Origin of the sequence: Leptothoe kymatousa TAU-MAC 1615 (genome assembly GCF_018739865.1) — a bacterium.
GTDB classification, from domain to species: domain Bacteria; phylum Cyanobacteriota; class Cyanobacteriia; order Phormidesmidales; family Phormidesmidaceae; genus Leptothoe; species Leptothoe kymatousa.
In genome coordinates, this window is sequence record NZ_JADOER010000003.1 from 106,186 (window position 1) to 120,806 (window position 14,621).

Genomic DNA, 14,621 nt, shown 5'->3' on the forward strand with positions numbered 1-14,621 from the left:
CTTATTTTTTTTAAGTATTGGCCCCTTAACGACGACCAGGCAAAATCGGCTGCTCCACAGCATTGCGAAAACGCTGCACATCTTCACTAAAGTCGATGGGTAGGACGGCCACTACGTTTTCATGGGGACGGGGGATAATCACCCACGTCTCCAAAACACCACCGTAGGCATTTTCAGCAGCTTCTACGCCGGCAGCCATGGCCGCTTTAACCTCGGATACATCGCCACGAATATTGATACAAAACCGGGCGCTACCTGCACGAATGTAATTAACCAGTGTGACTCGTCCTGCTTTGACCATCGCGTCTGCGGCGGCTAGTACGGGCGGAAACCCTTTTGTCTCTAGCGATCCTACTGCCTCAGGCATTGCCGTTCTCCTTAACTACGAGCCAAGATTGGCTATTTTGATTTATAACTCCAACGTCTATTCTACGGGAGACGCGGGGGGTTGAATAGAAAAGGTGGGTTGCGTTTGCTGAACAAACGTTTCAACCTTTGTAAAGTATTCAGCTCCAGCCGTATCTGCCACGTTGTTGTGCCCTGCCCCTGGCACCAGCCAAAGCTGCTTTGGTGCGGGCGATGCGCCGTAGAGCATTTGGGTCATGCTAGCCGCCGTGGTGTCGTCGTCTACGCCATGGATGTAGAGCACCGGCATGGTCAAACTAGGGACTTTCGCCATTGAGTCAAAGCGCTGGGTCAAAATCCAATTCACAGGTGCCCAGTCATATTGACCGGTGAGATCAATGACATCGAGCATGGAACTAAAGCTGCTTTGGACAATCAGCCCAGCCGCCAATTGCTGACTCGCCAGCTCAATGGCAATGGCGCCCCCCAGGGAATGGCCAAAGAACCAAAGCTGTTGGGGCAAAATTTGCTGGGTTTCGAGCAGATAACGATAGGCTGCGATCGCATCCTCATACACCCGCCTTTCGTTAGGAAAGGGCCCCGCACTGAGGCCATACCCGCGATAATCCACCAGCAGCACATCAAACCCCATGCGCTGATAGCGATGAGCGTGGGTGAGATTCGCCCCAATATTTTCGCTATTGCCATGGAGATATAGCAACGTTAGGGACAGCTCCGCCAGGGGGCCAGCTAATCTAGGCAACCACCAACCATGCATCCCTTGATGTGGAGACGCCTTTTTACCCGCAGCATCAATCCACACCTCTTCATAGTCCACCCCCAAAGCCCCAGGGGTTTGGGTCAAAGTCGCCACAGGTTTAAAAATAGAACGGGTCTGGGTTAGATATAGCCCCACACAAAGCGTGCCGTAGACGCCAGCCGCCGCAAGGGCAATAGTCAACAATCCCTGATGAAAATTTATTGGCATGCAAACGATCACTACCTGGATAGATAATTTCCCTAGATATATCTTCTAGCGTTTCTGACCCTCGGAATGATTTTATGGGTCCCATCCAGGTTATTAGCCCACTTGGCAGCTCATTGTATCCGCCAAAGCGCCAACGGCACTTTGCCCTAAGCCATGCTGACCCATCAGCCGATCATCAGCATGATTGCCCCCAATGGCTGCACCTAACGACAATAGTCTCGGTCAAGGTCCGACCGCGCTAAAAAGACCAACTATTCCTAATAGCTTGCAGCTGCCATACGCGCGTCTCGGTCAGCGAAGCCAAACAGTTCTCAATATTTAACCCGGATGGCAAACTAGACTCATACTCACAATGGGCATCACGATAGTCTAGCCAGTTCAGCTGCACATCAATCAAAGCCTGAGTTTGATCCTCTTGGGTCAAAGACTTCACCGCCCCATAAACCTGATTTAGCTGGGTATCTGCCGTCACAAAATTGATTCCCGGCCCCGGCGTTTGTTTCAGTTCAGCCGTACGATTGTCCGTAATCTGTTCCAGACAGCTCGACTGAATCAAGGGAGCCATGGACCCTCCCTCAAGGTAGGAACTTTCAAAGGCACACTGGGCATCCCGAAAAGTAATCCAGCGCCCCTCGGCATCCGTCAGCTGCTTTTTCGCGAACTCATCTTCCAACCCCTGACGGACCTGCTGGTAGACCTCATTTAGCTCTTTGTCAGCCACCTTATAATTATCCGCAGCACACTGGTTCATAGCCTGTTGCGTTTCTAACTGCCCACAGTCTTGCTTAACCAGAGACACAGGGGACGGGGTAGCGGTTTCAGGTGCCGCCGAAGCTGGAGCTGCCTGAACGACAGGTTCACTAGAGACATCTTCCACTGAAGAGTCTTCTGCCTCCGTGGCAGCACTATCCCCAGGCTGTTCAGAGGCCGCCAAAACATCAACCACCTCAGACTCAGTAGCCAAAGATTCCGCCGGTTCCACTGAAGGATTGGAGGTTACACAGCCGACAAGCACCGGCAACACACTCAAACAAAGTACTTGAGATATTAATTTTTGCATTTTGTTGTAGGCCCCCAGCATGCACTCTTGGAGTTTAGCGTACGGCTGCTGAGCCGTGGAAATTCTAAAGATAAATCAGCCTTTCTGCCGATAAGCCACCTACAAGCTGTAGATTGGCAAATAAGCCAGCTAAAGTATGCCATCTCTGTGCACATCGCCGCATACCTGTACACCGACCCCCAGCTAGAGACCCCAACCGACGACAATCTCTGGGGTTGGGAGATTGATCATATTTATCACGATTGGGCCATAGGACCACAGCGACCACAGCTAGATGCCCTGCTAAAGAAGGTTCCAGCCCCTGACTACCTATTGGTACGTCGCTTGGATGAACTGGGCGATTGTTTAAAAAGTGTCACAGAACATCTGGGCCAAATAGAGGCAGCAGGCACCGTAGTCATTGCCATAGAACAGAGCTACCAAACAGCCACAGGAGAACAATCTAAGCAGCTATTGCCAACGGTGCTGGCAGACGTGGCCACCGCACATCAGCGGCGACGCATGCGGCGAGGGCATGCCGCCAATCGGCTCAAAGCGTTACCGCCCCCAGGGAAAGCGCCCTATGGCTATCGCCGTGGGAAGCAGGGATATATCATCGACCGCACAACAGCCCCCATCCTTAAAACATTTTTTGAGCAGTTCATCCTGTATGGCTCACTTAGGGGGGCCGTACGCCACATTGCTAAGCAGTATGGCAAAAAAATTTCTGTCTCCACCGGTAGGCGATGGCTAGAGCATCCGATTTATCGAGGCCACACCCGCTATGGGGATGGTGGCATCGTGCTGGGCACCCATCGCGCTTTATTGGCCGAAGAAGAAGCGGCCCAAATCGATCGCCTGTTGCGCCGCAATCGCTCGCTTCCCCCTAAAACTGCGAGCGCCAAGCGGTCTTTAGCGGGCTTGGTCACGTGTCAGGCCTGCCAAACCAAACTCACCGTCAGCAAGGTGAGTGCCCCCCGCCGTACCCAAGACTACACATACATGCGGGTGACGCAATGCCCCCACCAATGCAAAGCCCTCGCCTATGAAACCCTGCTAAAGGAAACCATTGAAACCATCTGTGCGGAGCTGCCCAAAGCCGTAGCCCAATGGGACCAACCCACCGAGAGCCCAAAAGCTGGGTTGGAAACCAAGATCGCCGCAAAACAAACCATCTTGGACCAGCTACCCGAGTTGATTACCCAAGGCATCCTGGACCAGACCACCGCAGACCTAAGGGCCTATGGCCTGCAAACAGAGCTGGCGACGCTTAAGCAACAACTTGCCCAACTGCCTCCAGTAAACCTCAAGGAACTCTCCCAAGCTGTGAGCATCCCTCAATTTTGGGAAGGATTGTCCGAAACAGAACGGCGCTTCTTCTTTAGAGAATTTATCCGCGACATTCAAATTGTCCGCAACAACAATGAATGGAGTCTCAAACTAGTGTTTACATTTTAAGGTAGCCTGCTCGCCGTGATTCTCCCTTAGGACAGGGTGGAGTCATCTAACTTGAGCGGATACATCGGTTCCGCACCGTTTAATTGCCAAATGGCAATCACCAACGCACTGGCCACCCCCAGCCAAATAACCATGGGCAACAATAGTTGACCGGCTAACGCCACCGTTTGCCAATAGGCAAAGACAACAACTACAGCCGACAACAAAGGACCCACTAGAACCATGGGCACGGCTGCCCCTAAACGCCCTTCCACAGTAAAAATAGTGTTCCAGGTATCGCCTAAGGCTAAGTGGACCATGAAGAGCACCAACGGCAAGGAGAGATAAGACTGGCCCAGGGCTTGCCACACCAGGTAGGACGCAATGACGCGCAATACCCCAATGCTCATCCAAATAATGGGAAAAGCTAGGGGTGGTGGGGCCCAACCAGGCCGACTGACGTTGCTGTAGGTCGTACGGGTGCGGGCATTGTTCAGGGGCGAAAATACACGGGACCGAATAGAGACGAGAATGAAAAATACAATGGCGATGCCCACCTGTACCCGGCTGGGCAGTCCCTGGGTCGTTAGCTGCAGCAACCCTAGGGCCGCAATCATTGCCCCCATCTGCACCGCAGTGCCCCCCACATAGGTCCCTAGGGCCGACCAATCTATAGCTTTAGAGGCGGCAGCTTCAGACGCCCGCCGCTGCTTTACGTCCTCGGTCTGCACACCCATGATGGAATTCACCAGGGGTTCTACCTTATTCAATGGATTTGATTTTTCTGCCATAGGTCTGGGGTTGGGACACTGCCATTCATTATTCTCCCATGACTATCTATCATGATTGCCGCTACCATTTTGGAAATAGGGCATAGCGGGAAATAAAATCAACATGGCCAGTGTGCGGTTCGAACGCGTTACTAAGCAATATGAAAATGGTTACGTCGCGGTTAAGGATCTTAATTTAGATATTTGCGATCGCGAATTTCTCGTCCTGGTTGGCCCCTCTGGCTGCGGCAAAACCACATCTTTACGCATGCTGGCTGGCCTAGAGAGCATTACCAGTGGCCACATATACATTGACGATCGGCGCGTTAGCGACCTGCCGCCCAAGGACCGAGACATCGCCATGGTGTTTCAATCCTACGCCCTATATCCCCACATGAGCGTTTTTGAAAACATGGCCTTTAGCCTGGAACTCCAGGGCGTGCCCAAGGCCGATATCCAACAGCGGGTGAAGCAAGCCGCGACACAACTGGGTATCGACACCCTGCTGGACCGCAAACCCAAACAGCTGTCCGGCGGACAACGCCAGCGGGTCGCCGTGGGCCGCGCCATTGTCCGCAATCCATCGGCCTTCCTGATGGATGAACCCCTCTCCAATTTGGATGCAAAGCTCAGGGTCCAAGCCCGGGCAGAGCTCAATAAACTGCACAAACGGCTGGGTACCACCTTTATCTATGTCACCCACGACCAGGTGGAAGCCATGACCATGGGCAGTCGCATCGCCATCATGAATCAGGGAATTTTGCAGCAGATCGACACCCCCCAAACCATCTACGAGCAACCGAACAATATTTTTGTAGCAGGGTTCCTCGGCAGCCCATCCATGAACTTTTTAGAGGCCACCCTCCACAGCCACGACCATCAGCCCATCGTAAAAACCAGCCGCTTTAGCCTGCCACTCAAGCGCCATAACCTGGAAGCCTACATCGATCGGCCCGTCATCCTGGGGATTCGGCCTGAAAGTATCTACCATCCCAACTATTTACCACCGGGCATTGCGGGCCACGACATTCAAGCGGAGGTTTCTGTGGTCGAAACCATGGGGCACGAACGCATTGTGTACGCCGCCCTCAGCCGCGAAGAGGAAATCGTCGCCAGACTCGATCCTCGGGCCAACTTAACCCCTGGAGAAACGATAAATCTACAGATTGACAGCGATCGCATCCATCTATTTGACCCGGACACCCAGCAAGCAATCTAGCAATTTCACGGACAAAACGTGGGCACTGACTTAAGTACACTTTTTTTGCAACCGTATTTCATCGCTTGAATCCTTAGCACACCGCGCCTAACGTATCTAAAGAACTTTATATTTTTGTGCGTGAATGCGCCCAATTGTAAAGTTATTAATATCTAAATAGATTAAATTCCGGACTCCAGTAAAGAGTCAGTGAACTGAAGTGACCAATTTAGTTCTAAGATGTGAATATTAGTCAAGGTTAACAGAAGCGAATATTCCGCTAAGCACCATGTCCTCCGACGGTCTTCCGACTGACTATCCTCAACCGATGTTTGCCAAAAAGCAAGATGCTATAGAACAGGCGGTGGATAGTCTAATGCAGCACTCCCAGCATCTACGTATCAAAAAGCTCTTGTTTAGTGTTTGCTATGGGACCTGGGAAAATGAAAGTTCTGTGCTTAACACAGTCTCAGTGCATTCCTTAGTCAGTGTTTTATTAGGGCGCTATTCCACACTGCAGCAGTGCCGCATTACTTTACACAAAAAGGCGAACAGTCTCAATCGTAAGAAGCTCTACATTGCGATCGCAGACACCATTTTATATTACATACGCGCCGTTTTTGTAGCACAGGAAGCCCATAAGGCCTCCATGGATCAGCAGGCTGCAAACTTGTCAGCCTCCGTCCAAAAGCGCGCTAAATCTGATTTTTATCAGCCGGTCATCGACACCCTATCCAAGGCCAGTAATCTCGAAGTTATCAGAACCTTTCTGGGGTATCTGGGGCAAAAGCCTGGCCAAATTGCAGATACCGCCAGCAGCGACCTGCTGAGCCTGGTGCAGCTAGCCCATCGCCAATCGCCCACCCCCCTACAGCTCAAGCAAAATTTACTCGAAATTACTCGACATCAGTCATCCCCAGCCAAGGCTCAGCTGATTGCGCGCCAAATTTTGCGCGCCTTTCGCCCCCTCTATGCCCTAGGGGCTACCTCGGTGGTCACCACCCCCGACAGCCTCACCATGCTCGAGCAAGAACTGGCAGACAAGTGCGACACCCATCAAGTAAGAATTCTGCTGTATTCCATTTTGTATGGCCCCTATGCCAACAGCCCCCTACAGCGACAGATTTTACAAACCAAAACGCTGAGGGATCTCTTAGAAGAAACCTTCGACTATTGCAACTCCTACAGCGATTTTGAAAGCAAGCTCACCATTTTGGCCCACTGCTTAGAAACATCCGATGGCATCAATCGAGCGTTGAAGGTGATGCTGGTGTCTATCTATCGCTATTACACACGCGATCAGCATCCCATCAAGGCCTAGGGGTATAAGGACCTTGGGACCTGGGGGCCTAGGGGCTAATCCGCCGGTGTGCGCTTGCCCAAAAGTTTTTCTCGCAAATGTTTGATGCGATCGCGGAATTTGGCCGCTTCTTCAAAATCCAGTTCTTTCGCTGCCGCCTTCATTTGTTTTTCTAACTGACCAATCAGTTCAGGAATATCCTCCAGTGGCAGATCGTCGCTGTGTTCATAGACTTCTTCTAATTCTTGGGCATTGAGTCGACGGGACACTTCCAAGAACGACAAAATGGCATTGCTCTTGCGGCGAATAATGGGCTTCGGCTCAATCCCATGCTTCTCATTGTAGGCATGCTGAATCACACGGCGACGTTCCGTCTCATCAATGGCTTTCGCCATACTGTCGGTCAGATTATCCGCATAGAGAATGGCCTTGCCCTGCACATGGCGCGCCGCCCGGCCCATGGTCTGAATCAGCGACCGCTCTGCCCGCAAAAACCCTTCCTTATCCGCATCCAGAATTGCCACCAAAGAGACTTCCGGTAGGTCCAGACCTTCTCGCAAAAGGTTCACACCCACCAGCACATCAAAGTTGCCATTGCGCAGATCTTGAATAATCTCAATCCGCTCAATGGAGTGAATTTCGGAATGGAGATAGCGCACCCTGACCCCGTGCTCATCAAAGTATTCGGTGAGGTCTTCGGCCATACGTTTAGTCAACGTGGTGACCAACGTCCGCTCGTCGCGCTCCACCCGATCTCTAATTTCACCCAACAGATCGTCCACTTGGCCGGTGGTGGGCCGCACAAAAATCTCAGGGTCTAATACCCCGGTGGGACGAATAATCTGTTCTACCACCCGGTCTTCAGAAATTTCTAATTCCCATTCCCCCGGTGTGGCGGAAACAAAAATGCAGTTCTTGACCTTATGCCAAAACTCATCTGCCTTGAGGGGACGATTATCCGCCGCACTGGGCAAGCGAAAACCATGGTCAATCAACACCTTTTTGCGGGCCTGGTCGCCGTTATACATACCCCGCAGCTGGGGAATGGTGACATGGGACTCGTCAATCACCAAGAGCCAATCTTCAGGAAAATAATCCAAGAGACACTCCGGTGGTGCCCCGGCTAAACGACCCGCCAGATGGCGTGAATAGTTTTCCACGCCGTTGCAGTAGCCCACCTCTCGCAACATCTCCAGGTCATACTTAGTGCGCTGTTCCAGCCGCTGCGCTTCCAAAAGCTTGCCTTCTTTTTCCAGCAATTCTAGCTGGGTTCTGAGTTCTTCTTGAATGCCATTGCAGGCAGATTCTAACTTGTCGTCGGGGGTGACAAAGTGGCGGGCAGGGTAAATATTGAGGGCGTCCATACTTTGCAGGGTGGCCCCCGTCACCGGATCCACATAGCGAATGGCATCGATCTCATCCCCAAAGAATTCCACCCGGATGATGCGGTCTTCGTAGGCAGGGCCAATCTCTAACACATCGCCCTTGACCCGAAAGCGGCCCCGCCCCAGGTCAATATCGTTGCGGGTATACTGCACCGAGGCCAGATCTCGTAGCACCTGCCGTTGATTTAGCTCCATGCCCACCCGCAGGGGAATAGACGCCTTGAGATATTCCGTCGGAATGCCTAAACCGTAGATGCAGCTAATGGAGGCAACAACAATCACATCCCGCCGTTCGAACAGGGAACGGGTGGCCGAATGTCGCAGCATATCGATTTCTTCATTAATCGATGCGGTCTTTGCAATGTAGGTGTCGGTAACGGGAATATAGGCCTCTGGCTGATAGTAGTCGTAATAGCTAATAAAATATTCCACCGCATTGTCGGGGAAAAACTCCCGCAGCTCATTGCATAGCTGGGCCGCCAGGGTTTTATTGTGGGCCAACACCAAGGTGGGCCGCCCTATTTGGTCAATGACCCTTGCCACCGTATGGGTTTTGCCCGTACCGGTGGCTCCGAGCAATGTCTGGTACTGCGCCCCAGCCTGCAAATAGTCCAGTAGGCCGGCAATGGCCTTAGGCTGGTCACCCTTGGGGTCAAAAGGAGCTTGAATATCAAAATCTTTCATGGAGCAACCGGGTGATGGCTAGGGTCCCTATGATCTTAAAAGTAATGTTCAAAATCTGCACAGGATTGTCGTGACCCGGCATACTTTGAGGGGTGAAAGAGGGACCAAAGCGCCGACGTCACCATGCCAGTTGCATAGGTGGGCCCCAGGCCCTTTGCTCTGGCTAGAACTCGCTACCCTAGGAATTAAAGGTGATGTTCTCGCTGACTAAAATATTGGGTAACGGAGGTGCTAGGGATGAAAATTCGGCGTTGGGGATGGATCGGGTGTGCGATCGCACTAAGTGCCTGTGGGCTCAACCAAACGGCCCAGGACACAGCCGCTAGGCCGGATACATCATCGACAGCAACCCCAGTCGCCGTCGAAAGTGAGCCCAGCCGTTGTGCCCCCATGGCCCAGCAGGTGCCGCTACGGCCCGCCACGGAGAATGAACTGCCCTTCGAACAATTTGACTTTCGGCCCACAACGGTCACCGAAACCGAAGACACCCTCACATTTGCCGGCAATCGCTACAGTTTTACCTTCTGCAAACGCGATCGCACCTGGGGCATAGACACGGTTGCCCCCCGGCGCCAGACCGAAGAAGATTACGACGCCTATTACGAAAACCTCAGCAATCCAGAGTATGCCCCCATCAACCAACCTGGAGGAGACACCTACGAAGCCCGTGTGCGCCTCGATGCGGCTTGGTTAGACAACCCCAACAACGCTGAAAACAATCTAGAGCAAGTCGTCTTTGAACTGATCAAACCTGGCACAACCCAGCCCAGCAGCACCGTACTCTACACCAATGGCGATATCATCGAGCGCGAGTTAGGCGCCTCCGCCGGAGTGCCCCATGTTAGCCGTGCCCTCGCCACCGCAGACTCCCTATGGTGGGCAATTGGCTTTGAACAGGGGGAAGGGGCCAGTGGCATTACGACCCTCGTCCAATATCAACCTGCAACCGATGAAATTAAGGTGTGGCAACCGACGGCCTTAAACAGCACTCAAATTAATGATTTAGCCATTACGGGCAATGGGCACAATGCCACCCTCTGGCTAGGCACCCAATATTCCGGCGAGGGCAATCCATACCTCCCCGCCCAGGGCTTAGTCGCCTACCAACCAGCCCAAAATGCCACCGCAACCCACACCGTTGAAAATAGCCCCTTGGTGGGGGCGATTCCCACTCGCCTATGGACGGTGGACCAACAGCTCTGGGTGGCCTCCGGCAGCGGCATTTGTGAAATCGACGGGGCCGCAGCCAACAACAATGAAGCCTGGACCTGCTGGCAATTTACCACCATGGCTGATACGCCCGCCGGGCAGGCACTGTATCCCAGCCTACTGGCGGATACCCCCACAGAACAGACCGACCAAGCGGCCCCAGCAGAAATATTATGGGTGGCGGATCAAGAGGTTACTACAATAGACAATATCCTACGGTATGAAGTGAAGTATGCCCCCGGCATTACCACCACCGTCGACCAGGGGGCCGACTATTATGCGGGGCCAGACGACAACCCTGAGGATGGCTATTTTTGGTGGCCCGGACGAGACTGGAGCTGGAATGGTCACCGGTTTACCCGCCATTGGGACCAGGTAGCCCTTAACTATGTCGGTGGCGGGCCAAACGGCATTAGTGCCGGTGATGACGCCAACTATGTGGCCGACTGGCTCACCATGCGAGGAGACTTTGAGCTCGTGAGCATCACCGAAGACAGCACTGAACTCACCTACTATTCTGCCTGGGTTGATGCCGAGGATCTTGCCCCCTGGGTCACCGTCACCCCCGTGGAGCCCCCCCAGCCCTCAGATGATCCTAACCCCACCGATGATATTCTGGCGGAGCTAAAACAAGCCACAAAATAGCGGCCCCGCGAGAGTTTCACCCGGCGCTAAAGCAGGGGCGAATATAGGCCATAATGCTTAATTATCATCTAAGAGATGCTGTATTTGCATAGGACGGGATCTGACAACCCATTCATATTTTATGATTGGTGACAACATCTCAACAGATGCAGTTTGCCATGTCGGAGCGCTCGTTCCGACATGGCCTAATTAACTCACCCACTTCACCCCAGCGGTTACCTGATCAGAGGCGTTAACCTCTGGTGATGGGCATAGCCCACGCACTTACCCTGGGAAGATTTTACTTTCAGCACTGCAAAACTGTTTCCCTACAGATTAATAGGAAGTATGTCGTCTCAGCCATCAGACGTCCCCTCTTCAGACTCTAATCCGTCCCCGACTCCCCATCGTCTCCTATCTAAACAGCTATCGTTATTGCTGTTTACCCACATGCTGTTACTGAGTCTGGCCCAGGCGGTCACTCAAATTATGGCTCCGGCGGCTAAACCACCGATGATGCCCACGACACGAAAAATCCATCGCAAAGACAGCGGTAAGCGAAAAAACCAGACCTTAGAAGATGAGGATATGTCGCAACAGACCCACGTCGCTCACCCTCAAATCGATGTGGAAGCCTGAACAATATGCCACGGTAGAGGATGACTCCATCGAGGCAATAAGCCGTAGGTCGCCATTTTTGCGTAGTGGCCATTTTTGCGTAGTGGCCAGCATGTAGTAGTGGCCAGCAGGCCATAGGTCAACGGCCCCAACATTTTTACAGGATTGTTGGCCCAGGCTTTTTTACTGGAGCGTGGCAAATAGCTGCGACCAATCAAGGGTTGCTGGACGTTTGCCCTGATTAATGATTTCAAATACCTTGCCGACGGTGGCACCGTCACCTAACGATTCTACGCAGGCAGCGGCTACATCCTTACGGCTCGTTTGGCCCAACAGACGATCGCCACTGCCCAACACCACAGCTTGTTTGCCATCTGTGGAAGCCTTGATCAAGGTATTGAGGTCATAGGATGTGTAGGGACCATCAATCAGGCGACCTGGCCGCACAATGGTATAGCTCAGCCCCGAGCTGCGTAAAGTAGTTTCGGCCACTGCTTTGGCGTCTAGCACCCCATAGGTATTTAGGACCGAAAAGGGAAACTGTTGTTTGCGTTCTACACCTAGGGAAGAGACAAAAACAAACCGTTGAGCATTGGATTGTTTTGCCGCATGAATCAGATTAGTGACGCCCTGACCATCCGCCACCATGGGAGAGTTTTTGGCATACATCTGGCGATAGTCAGCATCGAAGAGAACGCGACTCCAGGTGAAGGCCTGTTCCCAAGGCTGATCGGGTAAATCGACCTGCCATTTGTCGGAGGGAAAGGCGGTGGTGCCGCTGCAGCAGAGGACGGCGTCCATATCGGCGACCACGGCGGGCAAGGTGTCGGGCAGCCGCAGGTCAGCGGTGACTAATTCGACCCGCTGATCGAACAGGGGACGGGCTTTGGCTACATTGCGCGTCAATGCCCGGACGGTATATCCCTGCTTGAGAGCATAGGCCACCGCCAACTGCCCCACCCCACCCGTGGAACCGGTAATTAATATGCGTTGAATAGTAGACACTGCGATCGCAAAAAATATAGCGTTGCGCCCACAGTCTACAGCAATTGGGAAAAGCGAGCGGCCACCGGCTGCCCCCTGACTAGCCATGGCTAACCTGGCTGACTACAATAAAAACCCACCCCACCAAGGCCACCCACCATGGCACAGCTACAACAAACCTGGGATAACCAAAATTTCTTTCAAGGAACCAACGATCCCCACCTCACCACAACCCTGAACGAAATCCGCGAGACTATCCAACACATTGCCGCAGACTGCGCCCCGTTCGGGCAACATATCGACCAGGCAGAGACCTTAGGAACCGACGACTTTCCCCCGCTGCTAGCAAGGGTCCGAGGGATCCACCAAACCCGCACCGCCCTGCTCAAAAAACTGGGCAATGTGCGCACTTACATTTCCTCAGCCCTCAGTGTCGATGCCAAAGACACCAACGCCAGTAGCTTGATGCCCACCATTCAACAAGTGGGGGCAGAACTCAACCAGGCCCTCAAACCCATGGAGGTTTTTCTCAATCGAGCAACGCCTGAGTTTATTGACCATCTAATTGCCCACACAGACCTGGCAGAAATGGCATTTTTGCTCACCCACCAGCGCAAACTGCGCGACCAACTGTTGAGCGTGGCTGAAGAGAGTCTGGTCACCGGCCTCGCCACCAACGGTCTCCATAGCTGGGGCAACCTCTACACAACCCTAGCGGGCACGATCAAGTGCGAGGTCAATGGAGAAACCATGGGGTTGGCACGGGCGGCTAACCTACAAAGTGATCCCCAACGGGAAACTCGACGGGCGGCATGGCAAGGCACCCGCAATGCCTGGATTGGTCATCAGGCAACGGCCACCGCTATTATCAATGCCATCAATGGCTGGCGCTTAGAAGAAACCCAGAAACGGGCTGGCGTACGCGAACTGCACTATCTCGATAAGAGCTGCCACCAGAGTCGGATTGAACGGGCCACCCTGGATGCGTTGATGGACACCACCTATGACCAGCGCGCCATTGGCCAACGAGCCCTACAGGCCATGGCACAGGTGCTCCAAATTCCCAAAATGGCCCCCTGGGACCTCCAGGCCCCCGCCCCCACCAACGGTGAGCCCACCACATTTACCTTTGAAGCTGCCATTGATCTAATTGCCAACGCTTTTACCAAACTCACCCCAGCCATGGGCAAGTTTGCGGTGATGATGGCCGAAAAAGGCTGGATTGATGGCCAACCCACCCCCAATCGAGCCACTGGAGCCTATTGCACCCGCTTTTCAGACCCGCGCGAGCCAAGGATTTTTATGACCTTTTCAGGCACCATGGGCAATGTCATGACCCTGGCCCATGAACTGGGCCATGCCTGGCACAACTGGGTGATGCGCGATCTACCCCCCATGCGCACCTATTACCCCATGACCCTGGCAGAAACCGCCAGCATCTTTGCGGAAACCCTGGTGCGAGAAGCCCTATTGGACCAGGCCAACACACCGGCGGAAAAACTCAACATTCTCTGGCAAGATGCGGAAAGTGCAGCGGTCTTTTTATTAAATATTCCAGCCCGGTTTGAATTTGAAAAACGTCTGGTGGAAGCCCGTAAACACGGGGTGGCCATCGCCCCAAAACTGAAAACCATGATGGCGGAGAGCTGGGCCCATTGGTACGAAGATAGCCTCTCGGAATATGACGACATGTTCTGGGCGACCAAGCTGCATTTTTCCATATCCCAACTTGGGTTTTACAACTACCCCTATTTGTTTGGCTATCTCTTCAGCCTAGGCATTTATGCTCAACAAGCCAAGTATGGTGAGGGGTTTAACGCGCTTTATACCTCCATTTTGCGCGATACGGGCAGCATGACGGCGGAAGAACTCGTGGCACACCATTTGGGCCAAGACATTTCCACGCCAGAATTTTGGCAGGCTAGCCTGGGCATTGTAGAAAGAAGTGTTACGCAGTTCGAACAATTGGCAACAGCTTAGCGTCTTGGCAGGTACCCAATGACGTTAACCTAGTTAAGCCTACTCGCCCGGGCGGTATAG

General features: G+C 53.1%; 12 protein-coding genes. 6 read left to right on the forward strand and 6 right to left on the reverse strand.

Annotation, left to right across the window (positions count from 1 at the left end):
* Positions 1-25 precede the first annotated feature (25 nt).
* From IXB28_RS02070 to IXB28_RS02080, 3 genes are all read right to left on the reverse strand, one after another.
* The gene (locus IXB28_RS02070) at positions 26-367 is read right to left on the reverse strand and encodes a carbon dioxide-concentrating mechanism protein CcmK (protein ID WP_215616892.1); all 342 of its coding nucleotides are present in this window, start codon (positions 365-367) and stop codon (positions 26-28) included.
* A 57-nt stretch (positions 368-424) separates the two neighbouring features.
* Positions 425-1,333 carry an alpha/beta hydrolase gene (locus tag IXB28_RS02075; protein WP_216862939.1) on the reverse strand — a complete coding sequence of 303 codons (909 nt, stop codon included), beginning with the start codon at positions 1,331-1,333 and terminating at the stop codon, positions 425-427.
* Between the two features lie 238 nt (positions 1,334-1,571).
* A complete protein-coding gene (locus IXB28_RS02080) occupies positions 1,572-2,393 on the reverse strand; it encodes a lysozyme inhibitor LprI family protein (RefSeq protein ID WP_215616893.1) in 822 nt (273 codons plus the stop codon).
* A gap of 147 nt (positions 2,394-2,540) precedes the next feature.
* Here IXB28_RS02080 and IXB28_RS02085 point away from each other — a divergent pair, with 147 nt between their 5' ends.
* Positions 2,541-3,830, forward strand: coding sequence for a recombinase family protein (locus tag IXB28_RS02085; RefSeq protein ID WP_215616894.1), 1,290 nt, complete (start codon positions 2,541-2,543; stop codon positions 3,828-3,830).
* A 26-nt stretch (positions 3,831-3,856) separates the two neighbouring features.
* Here IXB28_RS02085 and IXB28_RS02090 read toward each other — a convergent pair whose 3' ends face one another.
* Positions 3,857-4,600: a TspO/MBR family protein gene (locus IXB28_RS02090; RefSeq protein WP_215616895.1), complete on the reverse strand. Its 744-nt coding sequence runs from the start codon at positions 4,598-4,600 to the stop codon at positions 3,857-3,859.
* 103 nt (positions 4,601-4,703) lie between these two features.
* Between IXB28_RS02090 and IXB28_RS02095 the strand changes: the two genes are divergently transcribed.
* Positions 4,704-5,798 carry an ABC transporter ATP-binding protein gene (locus IXB28_RS02095; protein ID WP_215616896.1) on the forward strand — a complete coding sequence of 365 codons (1,095 nt, stop codon included), beginning with the start codon at positions 4,704-4,706 and terminating at the stop codon, positions 5,796-5,798.
* A gap of 268 nt (positions 5,799-6,066) precedes the next feature.
* Positions 6,067-7,098: a hypothetical protein gene (locus IXB28_RS02100; protein WP_215616897.1), complete on the forward strand. Its 1,032-nt coding sequence runs from the start codon at positions 6,067-6,069 to the stop codon at positions 7,096-7,098.
* Positions 7,099-7,133: 35 nt separating this feature from the next.
* Here IXB28_RS02100 and uvrB read toward each other — a convergent pair whose 3' ends face one another.
* Positions 7,134-9,146, reverse strand: a complete 2,013-nt coding sequence (gene uvrB / locus IXB28_RS02105) for an excinuclease ABC subunit UvrB (protein ID WP_215616898.1) — start codon at positions 9,144-9,146, stop codon at positions 7,134-7,136.
* Positions 9,147-9,383: 237 nt separating this feature from the next.
* Between uvrB and IXB28_RS02110 the strand changes: the two genes are divergently transcribed.
* Positions 9,384-11,000, forward strand: a complete 1,617-nt coding sequence (locus tag IXB28_RS02110) for a hypothetical protein (RefSeq protein WP_215616899.1) — start codon at positions 9,384-9,386, stop codon at positions 10,998-11,000.
* A gap of 327 nt (positions 11,001-11,327) precedes the next feature.
* On the forward strand, positions 11,328-11,618 hold the full coding sequence (locus tag IXB28_RS02115; RefSeq protein WP_215616900.1) for a hypothetical protein: 291 nt from the start codon (positions 11,328-11,330) through the stop codon (positions 11,616-11,618).
* A gap of 162 nt (positions 11,619-11,780) precedes the next feature.
* Here the strand turns inward: IXB28_RS02115 and IXB28_RS02120 are convergent, their stop codons facing one another.
* Positions 11,781-12,689 (reverse strand): SDR family oxidoreductase, encoded by a 909-nt coding sequence (locus IXB28_RS02120; RefSeq protein WP_215616901.1) that lies wholly within the window; start codon positions 12,687-12,689, stop codon positions 11,781-11,783.
* Between the two features lie 51 nt (positions 12,690-12,740).
* Here IXB28_RS02120 and IXB28_RS02125 point away from each other — a divergent pair, with 51 nt between their 5' ends.
* The gene (locus tag IXB28_RS02125; protein WP_215616902.1) at positions 12,741-14,561 is read left to right on the forward strand and encodes a M3 family oligoendopeptidase; all 1,821 of its coding nucleotides are present in this window, start codon (positions 12,741-12,743) and stop codon (positions 14,559-14,561) included.
* Positions 14,562-14,621: the final 60 nt, after the last annotated feature.

What these genes read in the sequence shown, in the direction of transcription:
- IXB28_RS02120 (WP_215616901.1), bottom strand. Translation starts at nt 12,689, where the DNA reads ATGGCTAGTCAGGGGGCAGCCGGTGGCCGCTCGCTTTTCCCAATTGCT.
- IXB28_RS02100 (WP_215616897.1), top strand. Translation starts at nt 6,067, where the DNA reads ATGTCCTCCGACGGTCTTCCGACTGACTATCCTCAACCGATGTTTGCC.
- IXB28_RS02080 (WP_215616893.1), bottom strand. Translation starts at nt 2,393, where the DNA reads ATGCAAAAATTAATATCTCAAGTACTTTGTTTGAGTGTGTTGCCGGTG.
- IXB28_RS02095 (WP_215616896.1), top strand. Translation starts at nt 4,704, where the DNA reads ATGGCCAGTGTGCGGTTCGAACGCGTTACTAAGCAATATGAAAATGGT.
- IXB28_RS02090 (WP_215616895.1), bottom strand. Translation starts at nt 4,600, where the DNA reads ATGGCAGAAAAATCAAATCCATTGAATAAGGTAGAACCCCTGGTGAAT.
- IXB28_RS02070 (WP_215616892.1), bottom strand. Translation starts at nt 367, where the DNA reads ATGCCTGAGGCAGTAGGATCGCTAGAGACAAAAGGGTTTCCGCCCGTA.
- IXB28_RS02115 (WP_215616900.1), top strand. Translation starts at nt 11,328, where the DNA reads ATGTCGTCTCAGCCATCAGACGTCCCCTCTTCAGACTCTAATCCGTCC.
- uvrB (WP_215616898.1), bottom strand. Translation starts at nt 9,146, where the DNA reads ATGAAAGATTTTGATATTCAAGCTCCTTTTGACCCCAAGGGTGACCAG.
- IXB28_RS02110 (WP_215616899.1), top strand. Translation starts at nt 9,384, where the DNA reads ATGAAAATTCGGCGTTGGGGATGGATCGGGTGTGCGATCGCACTAAGT.
- IXB28_RS02075 (WP_216862939.1), bottom strand. Translation starts at nt 1,333, where the DNA reads ATGCCAATAAATTTTCATCAGGGATTGTTGACTATTGCCCTTGCGGCG.
- IXB28_RS02125 (WP_215616902.1), top strand. Translation starts at nt 12,741, where the DNA reads ATGGCACAGCTACAACAAACCTGGGATAACCAAAATTTCTTTCAAGGA.